Origin of the sequence: Staphylococcus pettenkoferi, from assembly GCF_002902685.1 — a bacterium.
GTDB classification, from domain to species: Bacteria; Bacillota; Bacilli; order Staphylococcales; family Staphylococcaceae; genus Staphylococcus; species Staphylococcus pettenkoferi.
Window position 1 is genome coordinate 1 of sequence record NZ_PPRN01000052.1, and the last position, 22,761, is coordinate 22,761.

General features: G+C 37.4%; 24 protein-coding genes. 1 reads left to right on the forward strand and 23 read right to left on the reverse strand.

Translation table 11 applies throughout. The features are described 5' to 3' along the window. Nucleotides 1–164: 164 nt before the first annotated feature. From rpsU to lepA, 10 genes are all read right to left on the reverse strand, one after another. On the reverse strand, nt 165–341 hold the full coding sequence (gene rpsU / locus CD126_RS09350) for a 30S ribosomal protein S21 (RefSeq protein WP_002471046.1): 177 nt from the start codon (nt 339–341) through the stop codon (nt 165–167). Nucleotides 342–583: 242 nt separating this feature from the next. Continuing rightward, nucleotides 584–1,930 carry a tRNA (N(6)-L-threonylcarbamoyladenosine(37)-C(2))-methylthiotransferase MtaB gene (gene mtaB, locus CD126_RS09355; RefSeq protein WP_002471073.1) on the reverse strand — a complete coding sequence of 449 codons (1,347 nt, stop codon included), beginning with the start codon at nt 1,928–1,930 and terminating at the stop codon, nt 584–586. Between the two features lie 5 nt (nt 1,931–1,935). Continuing rightward, nucleotides 1,936–2,688, reverse strand: coding sequence for a 16S rRNA (uracil(1498)-N(3))-methyltransferase (locus tag CD126_RS09360; protein WP_049405630.1), 753 nt, complete (start codon nt 2,686–2,688; stop codon nt 1,936–1,938). 2 nt (nt 2,689–2,690) lie between these two features. After that, on the reverse strand, nt 2,691–3,629 hold the full coding sequence (prmA, locus tag CD126_RS09365; protein WP_103370381.1) for a 50S ribosomal protein L11 methyltransferase: 939 nt from the start codon (nt 3,627–3,629) through the stop codon (nt 2,691–2,693). 3 nt (nt 3,630–3,632) lie between these two features. After that, nucleotides 3,633–4,766: a molecular chaperone DnaJ gene (dnaJ, locus tag CD126_RS09370; protein ID WP_002471036.1), complete on the reverse strand. Its 1,134-nt coding sequence runs from the start codon at nt 4,764–4,766 to the stop codon at nt 3,633–3,635. A gap of 119 nt (nt 4,767–4,885) precedes the next feature. Continuing rightward, nucleotides 4,886–6,730, reverse strand: a complete 1,845-nt coding sequence (dnaK, locus tag CD126_RS09375) for a molecular chaperone DnaK (RefSeq protein WP_103370382.1) — start codon at nt 6,728–6,730, stop codon at nt 4,886–4,888. Nucleotides 6,731–6,782: 52 nt separating this feature from the next. Further along, nucleotides 6,783–7,436 (reverse strand): nucleotide exchange factor GrpE, encoded by a 654-nt coding sequence (grpE, locus tag CD126_RS09380; protein ID WP_049405627.1) that lies wholly within the window; start codon nt 7,434–7,436, stop codon nt 6,783–6,785. A gap of 24 nt (nt 7,437–7,460) precedes the next feature. Beyond that, nucleotides 7,461–8,441, reverse strand: a complete 981-nt coding sequence (hrcA, locus tag CD126_RS09385) for a heat-inducible transcriptional repressor HrcA (RefSeq protein WP_103370383.1) — start codon at nt 8,439–8,441, stop codon at nt 7,461–7,463. 111 nt (nt 8,442–8,552) lie between these two features. Beyond that, nucleotides 8,553–9,677, reverse strand: a complete 1,125-nt coding sequence (gene hemW, locus CD126_RS09390; RefSeq protein WP_103370384.1) for a radical SAM family heme chaperone HemW — start codon at nt 9,675–9,677, stop codon at nt 8,553–8,555. Between the two features lie 82 nt (nt 9,678–9,759). Continuing rightward, complete coding sequence (gene lepA / locus CD126_RS09395) at nt 9,760–11,583, reverse strand: translation elongation factor 4 (protein ID WP_103370385.1); 1,824 nt, start codon at nt 11,581–11,583, stop codon at nt 9,760–9,762. Nucleotides 11,584–12,034: 451 nt separating this feature from the next. On the opposite strand from lepA, the gene rpsT reads away from it, so the two are divergent. After that, the gene (gene rpsT, locus CD126_RS09400; RefSeq protein ID WP_049405621.1) at nt 12,035–12,286 is read left to right on the forward strand and encodes a 30S ribosomal protein S20; all 252 of its coding nucleotides are present in this window, start codon (nt 12,035–12,037) and stop codon (nt 12,284–12,286) included. A gap of 68 nt (nt 12,287–12,354) precedes the next feature. Here rpsT and holA read toward each other — a convergent pair whose 3' ends face one another. The 13 genes from holA to CD126_RS09465 form a co-directional block, all read right to left on the reverse strand. After that, the gene (gene holA, locus CD126_RS09405) at nt 12,355–13,329 is read right to left on the reverse strand and encodes a DNA polymerase III subunit delta (protein WP_049405619.1); all 975 of its coding nucleotides are present in this window, start codon (nt 13,327–13,329) and stop codon (nt 12,355–12,357) included. A 60-nt stretch (nt 13,330–13,389) separates the two neighbouring features. Beyond that, nucleotides 13,390–15,624, reverse strand: coding sequence for a DNA internalization-related competence protein ComEC/Rec2 (locus tag CD126_RS09410; protein ID WP_103370386.1), 2,235 nt, complete (start codon nt 15,622–15,624; stop codon nt 13,390–13,392). A 1-nt stretch (nt 15,625) separates the two neighbouring features. Continuing rightward, nucleotides 15,626–16,084 (reverse strand): ComE operon protein 2, encoded by a 459-nt coding sequence (locus CD126_RS09415; RefSeq protein ID WP_049405616.1) that lies wholly within the window; start codon nt 16,082–16,084, stop codon nt 15,626–15,628. Nucleotides 16,085–16,158: 74 nt separating this feature from the next. Beyond that, nucleotides 16,159–16,884: a helix-hairpin-helix domain-containing protein gene (locus tag CD126_RS09420; RefSeq protein WP_053092829.1), complete on the reverse strand. Its 726-nt coding sequence runs from the start codon at nt 16,882–16,884 to the stop codon at nt 16,159–16,161. A 48-nt stretch (nt 16,885–16,932) separates the two neighbouring features. Then, nucleotides 16,933–17,649: a class I SAM-dependent DNA methyltransferase gene (locus tag CD126_RS09425; protein WP_049405614.1), complete on the reverse strand. Its 717-nt coding sequence runs from the start codon at nt 17,647–17,649 to the stop codon at nt 16,933–16,935. 2 nt (nt 17,650–17,651) lie between these two features. Beyond that, on the reverse strand, nt 17,652–18,005 hold the full coding sequence (rsfS, locus tag CD126_RS09430) for a ribosome silencing factor (protein WP_002471038.1): 354 nt from the start codon (nt 18,003–18,005) through the stop codon (nt 17,652–17,654). Then, nucleotides 18,006–18,590: a bis(5'-nucleosyl)-tetraphosphatase (symmetrical) YqeK gene (gene yqeK / locus CD126_RS09435; protein ID WP_049405612.1), complete on the reverse strand. Its 585-nt coding sequence runs from the start codon at nt 18,588–18,590 to the stop codon at nt 18,006–18,008. Then, complete coding sequence (locus tag CD126_RS09440) at nt 18,583–19,161, reverse strand: nicotinate-nucleotide adenylyltransferase (protein ID WP_049405611.1); 579 nt, start codon at nt 19,159–19,161, stop codon at nt 18,583–18,585. The genes yqeK and CD126_RS09440 overlap by 8 nt, the downstream gene beginning before the upstream one ends. Continuing rightward, nucleotides 19,161–19,454: a ribosome assembly RNA-binding protein YhbY gene (yhbY, locus tag CD126_RS09445; RefSeq protein ID WP_002471069.1), complete on the reverse strand. Its 294-nt coding sequence runs from the start codon at nt 19,452–19,454 to the stop codon at nt 19,161–19,163. The genes CD126_RS09440 and yhbY overlap by 1 nt, the downstream gene beginning before the upstream one ends. A 2-nt stretch (nt 19,455–19,456) precedes the next feature. Then, nucleotides 19,457–20,263, reverse strand: a complete 807-nt coding sequence (gene aroE, locus CD126_RS09450; protein ID WP_049405609.1) for a shikimate dehydrogenase — start codon at nt 20,261–20,263, stop codon at nt 19,457–19,459. Between the two features lie 12 nt (nt 20,264–20,275). Further along, nucleotides 20,276–21,382, reverse strand: coding sequence for a ribosome biogenesis GTPase YqeH (gene yqeH / locus CD126_RS09455; protein WP_049405607.1), 1,107 nt, complete (start codon nt 21,380–21,382; stop codon nt 20,276–20,278). Then, on the reverse strand, nt 21,383–21,910 hold the full coding sequence (locus CD126_RS09460) for a YqeG family HAD IIIA-type phosphatase (RefSeq protein WP_049405605.1): 528 nt from the start codon (nt 21,908–21,910) through the stop codon (nt 21,383–21,385). It lies immediately after the preceding gene. Between the two features lie 2 nt (nt 21,911–21,912). Next, a complete protein-coding gene (locus CD126_RS09465; RefSeq protein WP_049405603.1) occupies nt 21,913–22,614 on the reverse strand; it encodes a 5'-methylthioadenosine/adenosylhomocysteine nucleosidase in 702 nt (233 codons plus the stop codon). Nucleotides 22,615–22,761 lie beyond the last annotated feature (147 nt).

The window sequence follows — 22,761 nt, forward strand, 5'->3', positions numbered from 1 at the left end:
TTATAGAGATATTCGTGCCTTTTTTGGTGTATAAAGAAAATTAACGGCTAGTGATTTTTTCATCACCAACCGTTAAAAGTGTACAGCCCAAAAAAGCCCCAGCACAAAGGCTGAGGCAGGATTTATAATTAATGTTAATGTTGAGGGAGTCAACGAACAATTAATTATCTGAATTTGCGTTTACGTGCAGCTTCAGATTTCTTTTTACGTTTAACGCTTGGTTTTTCGTAAAATTCACGTTTACGCACTTCTTGGATTGTACCGCTCTTAGAAACTGAACGTTTGAAACGACGTAACGCATCTTCAAGTGATTCGTTTTTACGGACTACTGTTTTAGACATCTGTATTTCCCTCCCTCCAAATATCAACGAAACTTTAAATTCATCAATAGTCATTCATATAAATTACTTGCTATAGAGTAAACAAACCTTATATTCAAGAAATAACATTGGGTCGGTTTATTTATTCTAAGAAGTCACTATAAAGTGGTAAGACGCACCACAGACTATTTATTACACAGTATAATATATCTTATTAACATGGTCAATTAGTAAAATTTACATTTTTTACAATCTATTGTTCATTAGACTGTCATCACATGTTCAGTTTGATTTGAAGCATGTTGTACAACGCGAAGTACTTCACCTTGGTTCATTGGATAGTCAGCTCGAGTAATCTTAACTTTCACAAGCTCTCCGATGAGTGAAGGATCAGCTTCAAATTGTACTTTCATGTAGTTATCTGCATAACCGATGAGTGTACCTGGCTGATCGCCTTCTTCTTCAGGAATCACTTCTAATACTTCTTGATCGAAATTAGAAGCGTAAGATTTGGCTAACTGGTCACTTAAGTTAATTAAGCGATGTACGCGTTCGTTTTTCACATTCTCATCAACTTGATCATCCATACGTGCTGCTGGTGTACCAATTCTTGGTGAGTATGGGAAGACATGTAGTTCTGAAAAATGATGATCAACGATAAAGTCGTAAGTTTGTTGGAATTCTTCTTCTGTTTCACCTGGGAAACCTACGATAACATCACTTGTCACAGCTAAACCTGGTAATACTTCATGCAATTTAGTTAAACGCTCAGAAAAATGTGCCATTGAGTATTTACGACGCATACGTTTAAGCACGCTGTCTGAGCCTGATTGTAACGGAATGTGTAAATGACGTACGACTTTATTTGAATGCGCAATTACGTCAATCACTTCATCCGTAAGTTGGCTTGCTTCAATAGATGAAATACGGATACGTTCTAAACCATCCACTGTTTCTAAATCACGTAATAACTGAGCCAAGTTATAATTTTTTAGGTCTTGACCGTAACCGCCTGTATGAATTCCAGTTAAGACAATTTCTTTATAACCAGAATCTACAAGTTGACTCGCTTGCTCTACTACTTTTTCAGGGTCTCTAGAACGCATTAAGCCGCGTGCCCAAGGAATGATACAGAATGTGCAGAAGTTATTACACCCTTCTTGAATCTTAAGCGAAGCACGCGTACGGTCAGTAAAGTAAGGCACTTCAAGTTCTTCGTAAGTACGGTTCTTCATGATGTTACCTACGCCGTTAATCGGTTCGCGTTCTTTCTTATACTGCTCTATGTAGTCTAATAACTTCGTGCGGTCTTGTGTACCTACTACAACATCTACGCCAGGAATATCCATGATTTCAGCTGGAGAAGTTTGTGCGTAACAACCTGTGACACATACGACCGCCTCAGGATTTTGTCTAATCGCTCTTCGAATAATTTGTCTACTTTTCTTATCTCCTGTATTTGTCACTGTGCATGTGTTAATCACGAACACATCTGCGTTAGTGTTAAAATCAACTCTATCGTAATCTGCTTCTTTGAATAATTGCCATATCGCTTCTGTTTCATAATGATTCACTTTACAGCCTAAAGTGTGGAAAGCAACTGTGGACATTAATATCACCCCATTAATTCTTTTTGATAACTCACTGCACTAAGCACATAAAGTGGTGCAGTTTCTGCCCGTAATATGCGAGGTCCTAATCCGACCTGATATGCCACATGATTAAATAATTGAATTTCTGCTTCAGACAAGCCACCTTCTGGTCCAAAGATGACTAACACTCGATCTTGGTTGTCCATCTGACTGATTACTCGCTTAAGCATGCTTGTTTCCCCACTTTTGGCAGCATCTTCATAAGCGATAAGTACATAGTCATATTGTTCTATAGTATCATATAATGCCTTTAAATTCGATACATAATCTATCGTTGGTATATTTAAGCGGTAACTTTGTTCCGCAGCTTCTTTAATGATTTTTTCCCAACGTTGAAGTTTCTTCTGCACTTTGCTCTCGGTCAGTTTGACTACAGAACGATCCATACGTGTAGCAATAAAGTGGCTAGCCCCAAGTTCAGTCGCTTTCTGTAAAAGCCATTCATATTTATCAGCTTTAATCAAGCCGCTGCATATTGTAATTTCTTGAGGTGATTCAGTTTGAATATCAAGCTTTTTAGTTAAGCTCAATTCTATAACATCATCAGCTATCTTGATAATCTCACATTGATAAACGTTCTGATCATTGAAATTAACAATAATATGCTGACCTTCTTGATGACGCATGACCGTCACGATATGGTGAATATCATTTTGATCTGTAATAAAAAAACGCTGATTTTCATCAGCGTTTTGGTCAATAAAGTATCTTTGCATGACTATTCGCTCACTTTCTGTCCTACGATACATACCCAGCCATTGTCATGGGTAGTCGAAATGATTGAAAATCCAACACGCTTCATATGATTTACAATATCTTCTTCTTTTTCAGTTATAATACCTGAAGTAATAAAATATCCTTCTTCATTTAAAGTATTATAAGCATCTTCAATCATTTCATCAATAATGTGAGCTAAAATATTAGCAATAATTATGTCATAACGTCCATCTTCATTTGTTAATAAATTACTCGCTTCAGTTTCAATCGCTTGTAAGCAGTGGTTCTTCTCAAAGTTCTCTTCTGCTACTTGAACCGCCATATCATCCACGTCTATAGCTTTAATCTTTTTAACGCCAAGCAAGTAACTTGCAATGCTTAAGATACCTGAACCGGTACCGACATCAATTACAGAGTGATGAGGAGATACATAGCGCTCAATCGCTTTTAAACACATACTCGTCGTTGGATGATCTCCTGTACCGAATGCCATGCCTGGATCAAGCTCAATACATAACTCTTGATCATCTTTACGGTCGTATTCTTCCCAGCTTGGAACGATAGTAAAACGTTCTGAAGCTTTGAATGGATGGAAATAATTCTTCCATTCATTCGCCCAATCTACTTCCTGAATTGTTTGAGTTTCGTAATGGTACAAAGAGTGATTTAACGTTTGAAGCTGTGATACTTCAGATTTCAGCGTTTCTTCGAGTTGTGTGTTGTATTCGAGTTCGTTAAAGTAAGCTTTAACTCTGACGCCTTGATCTGGATAGTCATTAGGATCAAGTTCATAAATTTCACCAAAACGATCCCCGAATTCACCATTTAAATCACTTGAATCTTCTATAACTACGCCATTAGAACCGTGTTGCTCTAATATTTGTGTGACACTGTCCATTGCTTCATGATTCGCTGTAATTGATATCTCGGTCCAGTCCATGATTTATTCTCCTTTAAAGAAGCGTTTCGCTCTATCTTTGAAATTAGTTGGCTGCTCTTCTACCTTCTCGCCACTCTCTTCAGCAAACTCTCTGAGTAATTCTTTCTGACGATCATTTAACTTAGTCGGTGTTTGTACATTGACGTTAACGAATAAATCGCCGTAACCAAAGCCATGTACATTTTTCACACCTTTATCTTTCATTCTGAACTGCTTACCTGTTTGTGTTCCGGCTGGAATAGTAAGCATGACTTTGCTTTTGAGTGTAGGCACTTTGATTTCGTCACCTAGTGCTGCTTGAGTAAATGTAATGTTGAGATTGTAGAAGATGTCGTCGCCCTCACGTTCAAACGTTTGAGAAGGTTTTACACGGAATACGATAAATAAGTCACCTTGTGGCCCACCGTTTTCACCTGGCGCACCTTCACCGGCAAGTCGAATTTGTTGTTCATTATCGACACCCTCAGGAATTTTAACATTGATTTTAACATTTTTATTTTCAGTACCTTTACCATGACAAGTTTGACATTTTTCTTCAAACTCTTGGCCAGAACCATTACATACTGGGCAAACTTTCTCGCTTCTTACGCGACCGAGAATCGTATTCTGTTCAACTGACACATGACCTGCCCCATTACAGTAATGACAAGTTTTCTTCTTAGTTCCTGGTTTGGCACCTTCACCATGACAAGTGTGACAAGTCACATCTTTGCGAATTGAAATTTCTTTCTCAGCACCAAATACAGCTTCGTCGAAAGTAATTGTCATGTTGTATTGTAAGTCGTCACCTTTACGTGGCGCGTTCGGATCACGTTGACGACCACCGCCGAAGAACGAGCTGAAGATATCTTCGAAGCCGCCGCCAAAGCCACCAAAGTCTTGGCCGCCACCGAATCCTTGACCGCCAAAGCCACCTTGAGGGCCATCGTGACCGAATTGGTCATAATTTGCACGTTTATTCTCATCGCTTAGAACTTCATAGGCTTCAGAAATCTCTTTGAACTTCTCATCTGCGCCTTCTTCTTGGTTAATATCAGGATGATACTTTTTAGATAGTTTACGATAAGCCTTTTTGATTTCGTCTTTAGAAGCATCTTTGCTGACACCTAAGACCTCATAATAATCTCTTTTGGCCAATTGATCTCTCTCCTTTAACGATATTTTCTTGATTAAAAAGGAAAAAGTCAAAGCCAATGTTCAATTGACTTTGACTTATGTTGGCTAAGCAATTGTTTCACATATTTGATTGTGATGCATTATTTTTGTTGATTATCGTCGTCGTTAACTTCTTTGAAATCAGCATCTTCTACATTGCTATCTTGTGAACCTGCTTCTTGACCTTGTTGTCCTTGTTGAGCTTGCGCTTGTTCTTGAGCTTGTTGATAAACTTTAGCTGATAAATCTTGAACAACTTTTTCAAGTTCTTCTTTCTTAGATTTAATATCTTCTAAGTCTTCGCCTTCAAGCGCTGATTTAAGCGCATCTTTTTTCTCTTCAGCGTTAGATTTGTCTTCTTCGCTGATGTTGTCGCCTAAGTCAGAGATTGTTTTTTCAACTTGGAATACGAGGCTGTCTGCGTCGTTACGTAAATCACTTTCTTCACGGCGTTTTTCGTCAGCTTCAGCATTTTCTTCAGCATCTTTAACCATGCGGTCGATTTCTTCATCAGATAATGAAGAGCTAGATTGGATAGTGATGTTTTGTTCTTTGTTAGTACCTAAGTCTTTAGCAGTTACGTTAACGATACCGTTTTTATCAATATCGAATGTTACTTCGATTTGAGGTACACCACGTGGAGCTGGTGGAATATCAGTTAATTGGAAACGACCAAGCGTTTTGTTGTCTGATGCCATTGGACGTTCACCTTGTAATACGTGGATGTCAACGGCTGGTTGGTTATCTGCTGCTGTTGAATAAACTTGTGATTTAGATGTTGGGATAGTAGTGTTACGTTCAATTAACGTATTCATACGGCCACCCATGATTTCGATACCTAATGAAAGTGGTGTTACGTCAAGAAGTACGACGTCTTTAACATCACCTGTTAAGACACCACCTTGGATAGCTGCACCCATAGCTACAACTTCGTCTGGGTTAACACCTTTATGAGGATCTTTACCAATCTCTTTCTTAACAGCTTCTTGAACTGCTGGAATACGAGTTGAACCACCAACTAAGATAACTTCGTCGATTTCACTGTTTGAAAGACCAGCGTCTTTAAGTGCTTGACGAGTAGGTTCCATAGTTTTTTGTACAAGTGAATCAGCAAGTTCTTCGAATTTAGAACGAGTTAAGTTGATTTCTAAGTGTAATGGACCACTTTCTCCTGCTGAGATGAATGGTAATGAAATTTGAGTTTGAGATACACCTGATAAGTCTTTTTTAGCTTTTTCTGCAGCGTCTTTAAGACGTTGTAAAGCCATTTTATCTTTTGATAAGTCGATACCATTTTCTTTCTTGAATTCTTCTACAAGGTAGTCGATGATAACTTGGTCAAAGTCGTCACCACCAAGTTTGTTGTCACCTGCTGTAGCAAGTACTTCAAATACACCGTCACCTAATTCAAGGATAGAAACGTCGAATGTACCGCCACCAAGGTCGAATACAAGTACTTTTTGATCTTGTTCAGTTTTGTCTAAACCGTAAGCTAAAGCAGCTGCTGTTGGTTCGTTGATAATACGTTCAACTTCTAAACCAGCGATTTTACCAGCGTCTTTAGTTGCTTGACGTTCACCATCGTTGAAGTATGCTGGAACAGTGATAACTGCTTTTTCTACTTTTTCACCTAAATAATCTTCAGCAGTTTTTTTCAAGTTTTGAAGAATCATTGCTGATAATTCTTGAGGTGTGTATGATTTACCTTCGATGTCTACTTTATAGTCAGTACCCATGTGACGTTTGATGGATTGAACAGTGTTAGGGTTAGTGATTGCTTGACGTTTAGCAACTTCACCTACTTGAGTTTCTCCATTTTTGAATGAAACTACTGATGGTGTTGTTCTTGCACCTTCTGGGTTTTGAATTACTTTAGGTTCGTCACCTTCTAAAATAGCTACACAAGAGTTAGTTGTACCTAAGTCAATACCTATTACTTTACTCATAAAGAAATTCCTCCTATATCGTAATCAGTTAGTGTTGTGATTTATTTACTTATTATTGATTTACTTTAACCATTGAAGGTCGAAGTACACGGTCTTTCAATTTATATCCTGTTTGTAGTTCTTGAGTGATTTGACCTGATTCATAATCAGGGTTATCATCTTGCATTACTGCTTGATGATAGTTAGGGTCAAATTGTTCACCGTCTGTTTTGATAACTTCGAGTCCGTTATCTTCCAGTGCTTTTAGCAAGCTTTCGTGAACCATTTTAACGCCTTTTTGAAGTGATTGAAACTGTTCATCTTCACCTTCGATTTGCAATGCGCGTTCGATGTTGTCAATCGTAGGTAAGATATCAGTAAGTACACTTTGTGATTGATATTTTTTCATCGTTTGATTTTCTTTTTGTAAGCGGCGTTTATAATTTTCGAATTCCGCGTACAATCTTAAATATTTGTCTTCATTTTCTTTAACTTGTTCTTTTAATTGTTGAATCTCTTCATCTTTAGAATCAACATTTCCTTCCTCATCAGCAGTTGATTCTTCATCTGATGTCGTTTGTGAAGATGATTCATTTTGAGCGTCAGAATTAACATCAGTTTGTTCAGTTGATGCTTGCTCTTCTGAAGTTTCTTGTTCTACATCTTGAGATTGAACTTCTTCTTGAGCATCAGTTTGACTGTTGACTGATTCATTTTTTTCTGCCATTGTCTGCCCTCCAATTGTCACGTCTTACCAAATTGCATTTAGCAACTGGATAACGTTTTGATATCGCATTGCAATTGGTCCGATAATTGCAATCTGTCCACGTAAATTATCATCGATATGATAATCACTTGTAATGATGGAAATGTCACTTAAATGATCGTCAATCTCATCCCCTATCTTAACGTTAATCGGTACATCAGACATCGAATCTAATAACTGCGTAATCTTATGTGATTCAATGTACTGTAAGATAGGTTGGATTGATGATACATTCTGTTCGTTTAACGCATCAATTAGTTTAACCTTTCCACCGGTAAAAATGCCATTACTTTGTTCATCAATATGCACTTCCAAAGATGAGACGAGGTTTTTAATAAAATCTCTCTCAGTTGGAGAATTAGTGAACATATTGATTTCACTATCAAAACGAACATCTCGTTGATGTTTGAATTGCGCACTGACGAAATTTGCTATCTTTGTGAGTGTTTCGTTAGTCAACGGAGCTTGTGATGCAAGATGCAAATGTTCGACATGGCCTGAAGTGAAAACGACAATCATAATGACAAGAAATGCATTTGCTCGAACCAAATGAATGTCATTAATTACATCTTGTTTATGATCTGGTCTCATTACCAACGTTGTGTACTGTGACGCTTTAGAAATTTCATCCGCAAATTCACTGAGTGCAGACGAAATATTGTAATGATTGGAAGCCATTAGCGTTTTCAAACGTTGGATCTTACTTTGTTGTTGATGAGATGCTTGATCCAATAGATAATCTACATGATGTCTGAAACCTTGCACTGAAGGCGTTCTTCCTGAAGACGTGTGTGTCTTCTCGATAAGGTTAAACTCTTCTAGAGCTTTCATCTCATTGCGAATCGTCGCTGGACTAACATCGAGTTGATGTCGTTCAATCAACGTCTTTGAACCTATTGGATGTCCTAAATCAACATAATCTTCAACAATTGCATTCAGTATGCTTAATTGTCTCTCAGTTATCATGTTTTCACCTCATTAGCACTCTTTTGTTTCAAGTGCTAATTATAATTTATCAAATTGGTCAAAGTAAGTCAATGTTAAAGCACGCTTTTTTGAAAAAATTTTTGAGAAAGTTTATACGCTGAGTAAAAATGCTTCAAATACTTCATTGCCAATCACTTTGCCTCTTTCAGTCAGCGAGATATATCCATTATTGATTTCAATAAGACCATCTGAAACAAGTTGATTTAATGTTTGACCATAGATTTGATCAATAGATTGATCAAATTTTTCTTCAAAGCGTTTGATACTTACACCCTTGTTCATTCGTAGACCTAAGAACATTTCTTCTTCCATTTGCTCTTGAATCGTAGGTCGAGTTGAGTTTAGAACAGGTCGTTCCCCCGCTTGAATCTTTTTAATGTAATGATTGACAGGATTAACATTGGTATAACGCTCACCATCAACATAACCACTGGCACCGGCGCCGAAACCATAGTATCCCTCGTTTTTCCAATATACTTTATTATGTTCAGATTCATGTCCTTTTTTAGCAAAATTTGAGATCTCATATTGATGGAAACTGGTTTGATTGAGCCGTTCTATTAAATACGTATACATTTCCTCCCCAACATCTTCTGAAGGTAACTTGAGCTTCCCTTTACGATACATATTATAGAATTGCGTTTGTGGTTCCAATATGAGACCGTAACTGGAAATATGATCAATGTTGAGTGAAAGTGCAATATCTAAACTTTCTTTGAAATCATCTAAACTTTGCTGTGGTAAATGATACATTAAATCTAAACTTATCGACTCAATGCCGATTTGACGCGCGTTATCTATAGCTTGATAAATATCTTCTGGCGCGTGTGTACGACCGAGTAATTCCAGAAGTTGTGGATTAAAAGTTTGCACACCCATTGATAAGCGTTTTACACCATATTTTTTGAGCAGACGAACTTTGTTCAACGTTAACTCATCAGGATTAGCTTCGAAGCTAAATTCATCTTCAATGGTGAACAATGACGTGATGGCTTGAAGTAATCTTTCTAGCTGTGTTTCAGATAAAGCGGTTGGCGTTCCACCACCCACAAATAATGTTTTCAGCTGACGTACTTCACTTGTCTCCATCTCCTTAATCAAACAACTGAGATATTCATCCACGGGCTGATTCTGTATAAAATATTTATTGAAATCACAGTAAGTACAAATACGAACACAGAATGGTATATGAATATAGGCACTTTGAACTTTCATGCTAACCCTCACTTTTTCTAGAAAAACGAAAGGTGAACTCCATGAAATGTCTGGAATTCACCCTTGCCTTTACGAGTATATATTATTCGTCGTCCATCTTAAGGACTGCTAAGAATGCATCTTGTGGTATTTCTACGTTCCCCACTGCTTTCATTTTAGCTTTACCAGCTTTTTGTTTTTCTAATAGTTTACGCTTACGGCTAATGTCCCCGCCGTAACATTTAGATAGAACATTTTTACCCATTGATTTAATGTTCGTACGAGCAACGATTTTTTGACCAATTGCTGCTTGCACTGGCACTTCGAATTGTTGACGAGGTATTAATGTTTTCAGTTTTTCAACTAAAGCTTTACCTCTTTCGTAAGCAAAGTCACGATGTACGATAAAGCTCAATGCATCGATTTTGTCACCATTAAGTAAAATGTCCATCTTAACGAGGTTACTTTCCTTATTATCGATGAATTCGTAATCAAATGATGCGTAGCCTTTCGTTTGAGACTTCAATTGATCAAAGAAGTCGAATACTACTTCAGCTAATGGAATTTCATAGATGATGTTAACACGAATATCATCTAAGTAATCCATATTAATAAACTGACCGCGTTTGCGTTGACAGAGCTCCATCACAGGACCTACGTAATCATTAGGAACCATCATTGTAGCTCTAACGAATGGTTCATATACAGCTTCAATTTGATTACGCTCTGGCATTTGAGCAGGATTGTCTACAGACACCTCTTCGCCCGTTTTTAAAATACATTGGTAAATAACTGATGGTGCTGTCGCAATCAATCCGATGCCGAATTCTCTCTCAATACGTTCTTGAATAATTTCCATGTGGAGCATTCCAAGGAAACCTGTACGATAACCAAAACCTAACGCTTGGGATGACTCAGGTTCAAACTCAAGTGATGAATCGTTAAGTTGAAGTTTTTCCAGTGCTTCACGTAAATCATTGTAGTCTTTGTTGTCGATTGGGAATAATCCACAGAACACCATAGGATTCATCTTTTTATAACCTTTTAATGGCTCTGGAGCAGGTTGGTTTGCGTGAGTAATCGTATCACCAACACGTGAGTCATCGACATTTTTAATATTTGCGATAATGTAACCTACATCCCCTACAGTGAGTTCTTCAACAGGTAAATCTTTAGGTGTATTAATTCCAACTTCGGTTACCTCAAACTCTTTGCCTGTAGCCATCATCTTAATACGGTCACCAGCTTTAACGACACCTTCCATTACACGGATAGCTGAAATTACACCGCGATATGAATCGTATTCAGAGTCAAAGATGAGCGCTTTAAGAGGCGCTTGAGGATCTCCTTCAGGTGGTGGTACCATTTCGACGACTTGTTCTAGAATTTCTTCGATGCCGATATTAGATTTGGCACTAGCGAGCACTACGTCATCTTGATCTAAACCTATAACGTCTTCTAACTCTTGTTTCACTCGTTCAGGTTCAGCTGCTGGCAAGTCAATCTTATTAACAACAGGTAGTAGTTCCAAATCATTATCTAAGGCGAGGTAAACGTTGGCTAAGGTTTGGGCCTCAATACCTTGTGCTGCATCGACGACAAGAATCGCACCTTCACATGCTGCCAGTGAACGTGAGACTTCATAAGTGAAATCGACATGTCCTGGTGTGTCGATTAAATGGAATGTATATGTATTGCCATCTTTAGCATCATATTTTAAACGCACAGCATTCAATTTAATTGTGATACCGCGTTCTCTTTCAAGATCCATTGAATCGAGTAATTGATCTTGCATTTCGCGTGATTCAACTGACTTTGTATTCTCTAATATACGGTCAGCTAAAGTTGATTTACCGTGGTCAATATGCGCAATAATAGAAAAGTTTCGTATATATTTCCGACGATTTAATCGTTCTTGATTATCCATGTCATATCCTTCTCGCTTTCATATTACCCTGATTATTAAACATCTTTGTCATAGTAACGTTTTTAACCTTTAATTGCAAGAGTTCTAAGTCGATAGTATTAAGTCTCAGAACATACTTTTGTTCAATCATTTAAAGTTGAAGTTAAATTAAAGGCGGAAACCTGTCATCTCATCTTAAACCTATTGTCCAATTGTAAAAGACTCACATGGGTTAAGTCTATTCCTCTGTTGTGATAAATCGCTATTCATGGTTCTTCCTCTTTACGTTACCATGCTACATCTATTATTATATAAATTATGCAGAGACTTTCCAATCACTTATGATACAGTTATAATGTTATGTATCTGTATTAAATAAATGATTGCAGAATGAGAACTGTTTTGATAAAATATTTCTTGTTGTAATCAAAAATTATTTTGATATGGTAGCCTAATCTAGGAGGTGACAGATATGCCAAATATTAAATCTGCAGTTAAACGTGTGAGAAAAACTGAAGAAGTTGAACACCGTAACATTTCACAGAAAAACGCTATGCGTACAGCTGTGAAACGTGCTAAAACAGCTATCGAAACAAATGCTAGTGAGAAAGATGAATTAGTGAGCTTCGCACTTAAAAAAGTCGACAAAGCAGCTCAACGTAATTTAATTCACTCAAATAAAGCGGACAGAATTAAATCAAAATTAATGTCTGCTAGCAAATAATTATTACTTAATTAGAGGCCAAGGCTCAATGAGTCTTAGCCTCTTTTTTATGTGTAATCTTAAAATTGCTAGAGAGACAGTATGAATAGTTCTAAAATGAGCTGTTTGTCCATATAAGAAGATTTCAGTTTATAATCTGTTTCAGCACAGTTATTAATAATATTTAAAAGTTGATGCAACTGATAGTAGCGCGCTTGTTGTAAAGCGAGCTTCACTCGATAAGGATGCACGTTCACTGTCTTTGCGATTTGTTGTCCGGTATACCCTTTCTCATTGAGTATCTTACTTTGGTAGAACAATCGATAATTACTCGTTATGAGTGCGAGCAATTTAATAGGCTCCTCTTTCATAGCTATCAAATCTCGCACTAGATGAATCGCTTTGTCTTTATTTCCTTTTTGTATATAGTCGGTGAGTAAAAAGACATTCTGTTCCAAACTACGGTTTACGATATCATGTACATCTTGACGATTAATCGTTGGACGGTCCCCCAAGAATAACTGTAATTTTTCAAGCTCTTGTTTAATAATATTGTAATTAATACCTGTTAATTCAATGAATAAGTTCAATGCATCTTCTTTGATATCTTTGTAGTTTTGATGTAAATAACTTTTGATCCAGTTTTTCATTTCTTTCTCTGACATCTGCTCTATTTTAATCAAGTTGGCTTGTTTCTTGAGCGTCTTTACTAATTTCTTTCGCTCATCTAATTTATTATGATTGACTTCAAATATGAGTAACGTCGAACCATCATATTTACTTAAAAACTCAATGAGTCCCTCAATATTTGGATTGACGTCTTTTGGTGCTTTCTCACCTGTAAAGACGAATGCATTTTGTACTATCACGACTTTTTTATCTGAAAAGAAAGGCATAGTCAATGTTTCTTCAATAATTTGATTCAGTGAGTCTTCGTACATATTGTATCTAATATAGTTAAAGTCATCCTTAGGCTCATCTAAATATTCTTCAACCAGCTCGTTCGCCTTCTTCTCAATGAGTTCAGGAACTTCACCATAAATTGTATATATCATGTCACTCATAGTGTATTAGCTTCCTTTCTACATCAACATCGCTTATTTATTATAGCATGTATGACGACGTTATTCCGACGATTTTAAAGGCTCATATATTTTCCATGGCTTTAGCATACTCTCAATAGAAGTTTCTAAATCAAGTGTGATTTCACCATTCTCGACCGTGGTCAGTATTGCTGATTGGTTATCGTTCAATCTCTCTTCTACTTCTTTGTTTGGTAAATGATAGCGATTATTTTTACCGGCTGAAATGAGACTCACACGGGGATGAATCGCATCGATAAAAGCTTGACTGGAACTCGTCTTACTACCGTGATGTCCTACTTTCAGAATATCAATTGGAGGTAATTGATATTGTTGCAATAATGTCTCTTCATTTGTCACTGTGGCATCTCCCATGAAGAGTAAATGTTTATCTCGGAATTGCATTAAAATGATAATACAGTGTTCGTTTAAATCATCACTCGTATCATGCGTTGCATCTAGTAATTGGAGTTGATATTCATCAAAAGTGAGTTGTGGCATTTGACGAAAATCTATGACGTTCCCTTTCCACTGACTCAAACGTTCGGTAAGATGTGTGAGCTGTTGTGGTGTATAACTATGAGGGTTTAGGATAAGATGTTTCACTTTAATTTGTGTGAGTAAATAATCCAGTTCTCCCATATGATCCGCGTGCGGATGAGTAATAATTAAATAGTCTATATTCGTAATATTTCTCTTCTTAAAAGTTGGAAGAATATGGTACTTGCTAATTTGATGTTTATCAACTTCTCCTGGACGAAGATGTTTACCGCCTTTATCAATCATCAAAGTCTGACCTTTTTTACTTTCTATTAAAAAAGCATCTCCTTGTCCTACATTGAGCATGGTCAAACGATTAACATGATGAGCCGGGAAAAATTGAAGAATTAAAAATAAGCCTATACAAATTATAAGAGCAGTTATAAACCGCCGAGCCACAAAGAAATATAATATGCTTAATAAAACAAGCAACAATGATGTCAGCAACATTTCATTTAACTGCGGAATAAACCATTTAAAATGACTGAGTTGTAAAATCCAACGTACGATATAATCATGAACATTAAACATCATATTAATGAAATAATCTAGTATGTTTAAAGGTATCTTTAAATGTAACCAAGCAAAGTAAAATATTGCTAGAGGAAATAAAACAATTGAATAAAATGGTACAAAAATGAGATTAGCAAATAGCCCTATCCATTGTACTTCGTTAAAATGAATGGCACTGATGAGAAAGGAACCGAGTTGAGCTATAAATGTCATGTAAAGCAAACTTTTAATGACTGAAGTTTGGTCTAGCAGTGGTTGCGACAATAAGATAAAAAGTGTGATTAAGTAAGAAAATTGAAAACCAATATCGAATAAAAAATGTGGAAAAATAAGCGTTAATAAAATAAATGAGGCGCCTACGATATCTAAAGCATGATGGTAAAAGCGCGATGGAATCAGAATGACTAACATAACTGTAAAAATGGATCTGAGTGCGCTAGGCGCTAAATCAGTATAAAGACCGTAAACTGGTAACAAAAACAATAAAGTGAGTTTAATATAGAACAATGGAACATTCAGTCTTAGAAGTAATGTATACGTTATCGAACATATAATTGCAATATGAGAGCCACTTACTGCAATGAGATGATAAATACCTAAATTTTTTACTTCTGAGACTTCTTGTTCACTTAAATAACTCGTATCTCCGGACACAAGCGCAATTATACGACCTGGATGTTCTAGATGAGTATGAGAAATTTGTTGATAGATAAAGTTCTTATGTCGTTCAATCAAACTGAGAGAAGCTTTCGAATTCGCTTGACAACTGTTTAAATTAATATCTTTGATAAAGAAATATTGCGGACTATATGGAGAATCACTTAAATACTTTAGCTCCCCTTTAACCTCACATTGGGTTCCGGGGGCTAAGGGAGGTATCTTGTTTGGTTGTTTTAAAAAATAATGATAAGAATATGAATTATCATTTATGGAGACGTGGCCGCGAAGTGCTGACCCACTATGCATCGCTTGATCGGTGAAAGTCGCACGCCCTTGCAGTTCAGGATGTAACAACTGCGCACTGTATGCTTGTTGATGGCGCAAATCTTGATAATGGAAATAATATCCACTGACCCATGGCAATATGAGGCATCCTACTGTAATTAATTTGCTAACTTGCTTGCGATACACTATAACTATTAAAGTTATCAACAAACATACAGCCATGTAACGGTGGTAAAGAAAGAGAATACCTATTAAGTAAGCGAGTGTTAAGTAAAACATCTTAGTCCATTAAATACTGCGCGACATTCTCTTTATCGAATGGAATTTTCTTATATTCAATTTGAGATTGATTGAGCAGTTTCAGAGCGTAGTCATGGTTGTGATAATCTTCTGCGTAATAAATCTTCTTGATTCCCGCTTGAATAATTGACTTTGTGCAATTTAGACAAGGAAAGTGAGTGACATAAATGGTCGCCCCTTCTGTTGATACACCTTGTTTTGCGCATTGCAGCAAAGCGTTCATCTCTGCATGAATCGTGCGTATACAATGACCATCTTCTATAAGACAGCCTTCATCGATACAGTGTACTTCACCAGCCACTGAACCATTATACCCTCCTGCAATAATACGATTGTCTTTCACTATTGTTGCGCCTACTGAGAGACGTGTACAAGTTGAACGCAACGCAAGTAGATGGCTTTGTGCCATAAAGTACTCTTCCCATTGTAATCGTTTCATCTTTGGTCCTCCGTGTTCTATTCTTGATTTAATACTTCTAGGTTAAGTCTTACAGCGTTAGAATGCAATAGATTTTAAACTGTGAGATAGTCCTTTAATTTATCAAAGGTCTTCTCGCCGATACCATTCACTTCCTTGATCTTCTCTACAGAATCAAAGGCACCATTTGTCTCTCTGTATTCAATAATCGATTTCGCTTTAGAAGGTCCTATTCCAGGTATCGATTGCAAATCACTTTCCGTGGCTGTATTAATATTGACTTGTTTATCCACAGATGAATTGCTACTCGCTGAACCTGTCGTCGCACTTGTTGAAGCGGTTGTTCCTTGTGTCGCGCCTCCGTTACTAGTACCAGTTGCTTGTTCCCCTTTCTTTGGAATGACGATGAGCTTTTGATCAGTGAGCCTTTCAGCTAAGTTAATTTGAGTTAAATCGGCTTGAGAGGTCGGTTGTGCTTTATCTAATAGCTGCTTGAGTCGATCTGTAGACATCATGCGATAAATATTAGGATGCTTTACTGCACCTTTAATATCAACGTAGATTTCTTCAACCTTAGTGTTAGATGTATTGCTAGCTGAAGAACTTGAACCCCCGTTCGTGGTTCCGTTATTCCTTCCTTGCGCATCTGTCGCTTTAAAGGCTTGTTCTTGTAACGTTGCATCCTCAGCTTTCAAGTCATTATCTTGACCCATATGAGACACAAAGTAAAAAGCGAGTGCGCATAAAAAGACACATGCGATGATCACATAAATCTTATATTTCATCACTAGAGCTTTAAGATGAGTTAAATCCCAAGACATAAAAAATCACTCCTTTACTATATACACGTAGTTCGGAGTGATTTTACTTTATTTTTTTACGATAAAGAATAAACGATCGCCATCAGCGTCGCATGTGTCATACTCAAAGTCAGTAAACGTATTAATAACAGTGAAACCTTGCTCTTGAAGCATTGTAAGATAAGTGTCTTGGGTATAGGTTCTCTGATAATGTGATTCGTTAATGCGATGATACGTTTGATCTTCATTATGAACGAAAAAGGTTAAGTCATGCCATACACTGAGGGGTTCCTCGCCTCTTACAGCTTCCCAAGCGAGAAATACTTGATCTGTTTCATCGATATAACATTGATTGTTGAACCAAGTTTGCATCTTGTGCTCAGTATGGACATCGAAAATAAGCAAACCACCTGGAGTGAGATGTTGATAAACACTTTCGAAAGTTTGCTTAACTTCTTCTTCAGAAGCTAAATAATTTAAGGAATCACACAGAATAGTTACGATGTCAAACTGTAGACCGAGATCAAAATCAGTCATATCGCCTTCAACCCATTGAACATTCGATGACTTCTGCTCAGCCAGGGTAAGCATATCAATACTTAAATCCATGCCAAACACTGTATCAAAACCACGTAATAAAGTAGTAAGATTACCAGTTCCGCAACCTATATCTAACAGTGTTTGTCGATGCTCTCGATAATGTTCTATAATGTCTCGCCAAGACGTGTAAGGTTGGTCGCGTGTGAGACTATCATAGAACTGACTTAATTCGTGATATTGTACCATATTTAATATACTGCCTGATTGTAATTTTTAAGTGGTGCATCTTGATATAATTTCTCAAGATTGTAGTAGTTACGTTCGTCTTTATGAAAGACATGGATGACTACATCCGCCAAGTCTATGAGGATCCAACGCCCTTCGTTGAAACCTTCCATTCGTTTAACATCTAATCCTTGCTCGTGTGCAGTTTCTTTCACTGCACGTGCAATAGCTTGAACTTGGCGTTCGTTATTTCCGTGACACACGACGAAATAGTCCGTCATATCACTAATACCTTGCATATCAAGTGAAATAATATCTTCTGCTTTCTTATTCTCAGTTGCTTCTATCACAATATTTAATAACTCGCTTGATTTCATTTAATCATCCTTTACTCTTTCATCACTATAGTTATAATAATTTAAACATTCGATTGTCGTATTAAAAACGGTAATGTCATTACTAATTAAATAAAGCACAGTTCGCTTAGAAATTTCATAAATTGTATGATCTAAGCTACCTTGATTGTATGCCATATCTCGGATTTCTTCAACGCCTGGTATTTGACGTTCAGGCTCGATATAATCAGCGATAAAGACAATCTTTTCAGTCTTAGTCATCTGAGCACGACCTGTTGTATGATAAGCGATAGCTGTTAGAATCTCGTCGTCTGTTATATCATATTCTGATTTCATCAGTGCAGCACACACTGGGCCATGTAAGATCTCTCCTCCAAAGCTCAAGAGATTCGGATCTAAATCATGCTGTCTTACAATTTGGTACATATAACCTAAATCATCATATTTACAATAGTCATGTAAAATGCCGGCCATCTCTGCTTTGTCGACATCACCTTCATAAATACGTGCTAATTTCACAGCAGTATCTGCCACACGTAATGAGTGTTGATAGCGTTTATCAGGTAATTTCTCTTTAATTAATTCAATCGCTTCTGATTTATTCATACAAGTTCTCCTCTGCAATATATTGTTGAATAAGTGGTGGTACGAGGACCTGAATATTGTGTCGTTCTTGTATGCGCTGACGAATCATAGTTGAACTAATATCTAAGCGTGGTATCGTGACACTCACCATTGAAGATTCAACTTCTTGTTGTGAAGTTCCTCGATTCACGACGACAAACGTCACTAGAGATTTTAAATCTTCAATATGATACCACTTATCGAGTTGATCATACTGGTCAGTGCCAATCACAAAGTATATCTTGCTATCTGGATAGGATTCACGAAGTGTACGTATCGTATCGTAGGTGTAACTTTGACCTTTTCTTTCTAAATCCAAATAGCAAATTTCTCCAAAGCCTAACGTTTCAATCGCTAATTTCACCATAGCCACACGATGCTTTGAGTCTAAGGCATCTTTGTGTGACTTTAACGGTGACATATAGCTTGGCAAGAAGAAGAAACGCTCTGGCTTAAGTGTGTGATAAACTTCACTCGCCACCATGAGATGAGCAGTGTGTATTGGGTTAAATTGACCGCCATAGAGGACGATTGATTCTGGTTGATGTGCCATTATGAGGGTAAGTGAATCTGTTTATTTTCTGAAGACGCTTTATACAAGACGATCATTGACCCTATAACTTGAACGAGCTCACTCTCAGTCAACTCACTTAAATTGGCTGCTAATTCTTTCTTATCCTCGAAGTTATTTTGTAAAATGTGAACTTTAATGAGCTCTCTTTTTTCTAAGATATCTTTTAACTGCTCTACCATATTCTCATTAATTCCAGCCTTGCCAATTTGGAATGTCGGTTCAATATTATGCGCTAAGCTACGTAAATAGCGTTTTTGCTTTCCTGTTAACATAACTACTCTCCTTCTAAATGTTTAATGACAGTTTGTTTCATAGTTTCTGTATTGGGTGCTTCACCCGTCCATATTCTAAAGCTTTCGGCACCTTGATTGATAAACATGTCTAATCCGTTATAAATTTCGTTTCCGTTTGCTTCTGCTTGGAGTAAAAATGCTGTCTTACTTGGTGTGTAAATGATGTCGCTTACTAATGTACGTTCGTCGAGTTGATCTAATGAAATAACAACATCTCTATTACTACTCATACCCGCTGGCGTCGTATTAATAATGATATCAAATTCACTTAAGTGTGCTTCTGCTTGTTGTAAAGTCAGTTTATTGACACCTAAGTCCCAATTATCAAAACGCTGCATCGTACGGTTAGCAACAGATAATTTAGGTTTAACAACGTGATCGAGTACGTTAGCAATGCCCTTGCTGGCACCACCTGCTCCGAGTATTAATATATAAGCATTAGCTAAGTCTGGATATACTGACTGTAATCCTTTTACGTAGCCGATGCCATCGGTGTTGTAACCAATCCATTGACCATCCACAATTTTAACTGTATTAACTGCCCCTAAATCGCGAGCTTGTACGTCAATGTCATCGAGATAAGGGAGAATGCGTTCTTTATGTGGGATAGTAATGTTAAAGCCATCTAAATTTCTCGAAGCAATAATATCCTTAATATCGTCAAACTGTTCCGGCGGTATATCGAGCGCCTCATACGTATCATCACGTCCTAAAGCACTGAAGTTCGCTTCGTGCATCACGGGTGATAACGAGTGCGCAATAGGATGGCCTATGACAGCGAATTTCATAATTTCTCCCCCTTACATTATAGATTTACGTAATACAACATCAACGTCTTTAGGAACGTGAACCACGACTTTAGCGCCTGCTTCAATAGTGATAAATCCTAATCCTGAAATCATCACATCACGCTTCTCTTTACCTGTTTCTAAACGTACACGCTTCACTTGTGATAAATCGAAATGAGACGCAGAAGTCGGTGGTGTAAGCATTTCGCCTAAGTGGTTGTGCCACAAGTCATCTGCTTTCTCTGTCTTCGTACGATGAATGTTGAGTTCGTTTGAGAAGTAGCAGACGAGTGAACGGCGGCCGCCGCTAACATAATCGATCCGAGCGAGCCCTCCGAAGAATAACGTTTGTCCTTCGTTTAACTGATAAACACGTTGTTTGATTTCATTCTTAGGAATAATCGTCTTCAACTCTTCAGGTGTCACATAGTGTGTCATTTGATGGTCTTGGATAATACCTGGTGTATCGTACATACATGATGTTTCATCTAAAGGAATATCAATCATATCCAAAGTCGTACCTGGGAAGCGGGAAGTTGTGACGACGTCTTTCTCTCCCACACTTTGTTCAATTAAGCGATTAATTAATGTAGACTTACCTACATTCGTCGTACCTACAATATAGACATCTTCATTGCGTCGAACTTTATTGATAGCGTCAATTAAATCTTGAATACCTTTATTGTGCTGGGCAGAGAGTAGTACGACTGCCTCTGCGTCTAAGCCATACTTACGCGCTGTACGACGTAACCAGTCTTTTACTCTGTTTTTATTAATTTGTTTAGGTAAAAGGTCAACTTTATTCGCTGCAAGAATAATCTTCTTATTACCGACGATACGTTTCACTGCGTTAATAAACGAACCTTCAAAGTCAAAGACATCTACTACATTAACGACGATACCTTTTTTATCAGCAAGCGTATTTAGCAAGTTAAGGAAGTCTTCGCTGTCCATACCGACATCTTGCACTTCGTTGTAATGTTTGAGACGGAAACATCTCTTACATACGACATCATCTCGGAATAAATTATGTTCAGGTACATAGCCTGGTGCCTTAGGATCTTCAGATTGGAGCGGCGCACCACAACCTATACATCTTAGTACTTCTGTTTCACTCAATCACGATTCCTCCCATTTGATATAACCTTTACGTCTAAAGTGATTTAATAAACGACGTTCAATCATACGATTTAATTTCGTTATCCAGCCATCTGTTTGTTTAACGGGCACAACCATAATCGTATAAAGACCTCGATTATTTCCACCGAAGACATCTGTCATCATTTGGTCTCCAATAACGACAGTCTCACTTGGCTGAAGCTCCATGCGTTGAATTGCTTTCTTAAATGCTTTACCCATTGGTTTCTTGGCTTTGAAAATATAATCGACATCTAGCGATTCAGAAAAGCTTCCTACTCTTTGTTCATTGTTATTTGAGACAATCGTTACAGTAATACCTAAGGATTGTAATTGTTGGAACCATTGTCTAACTTCTGGTGTAGGCTCTGCTTCATCCCAGCCTACTAATGTATTATCTAAATCTGTAATAATTCCTTTAACGCCACTTTGGGATAACTGTGCTAAATCAATTTGATGGATAGATTGCACATATGCATTTGGCATAAAGTATTTTTTAATCAAACCCATAGTTAGTCACCTTTTTGCCCTATTTTATTAACTAAATTCTCTACAACTTGACTTGATGATTGTGCAGCTTTTTTCAGAAATGCTTCAAAGGATAATTCAGCTTCTCCATTGGCTAAATCTGAAATGGCACGCGTAATAATAAACGGTACGTTAAATTGGTAACAAGTTTGTGCAATCGCTGTCGCTTCCATCTCAACTGCGAGAGCATCTGGGAATGCAACACGTATCGTTTCTCTCTGTGTATTCGTACCTATAAAGCTATCTCCACTTACGATAAGCCCTTTTTGAGCAGTTAATGATTGCGCTTCAATCGCATCAGTCGTAAGCTCTAACAGTTCTGCATCAGCTGCGTATTGTGCTGGCATTTGAGGAATTTGCCCGAGCTCATATCCAAAAGCTTGTGCATCTGCATCATGATAAGCCACGCTTTCGCTTACGACCACGTCTCCTACATTTAATTCACCGTCAAGTGCACCCGCTGATCCCGTATTAACGATGACATCGGGCTTAAATTCGTGGATTAATAGTGTGGTAGAAATGGCTACGTTAACTTTACCAATGCCACTTTGCGTTAACACTACTTCATGATCATTGAGTTGCCCACGATAGAACTTGACATGAGCAATATGTATTTCATCCAATTGAGTTAATTGATCTTTAAGTATCGCTACTTCTTCTTCCATAGCGCCAATAATACCTATCATGATTTGTCACCTCGTTGATATATTTAATGCTTTAGTTATTTTACCATAACTTCGAACTTTCCTCGATCATGCGAGGTCATTTCTTCAACGTAAAAACACCTGCACAGATGAATATAATTATTCTAAGTCCGCGCAGGTGTTTAAAAC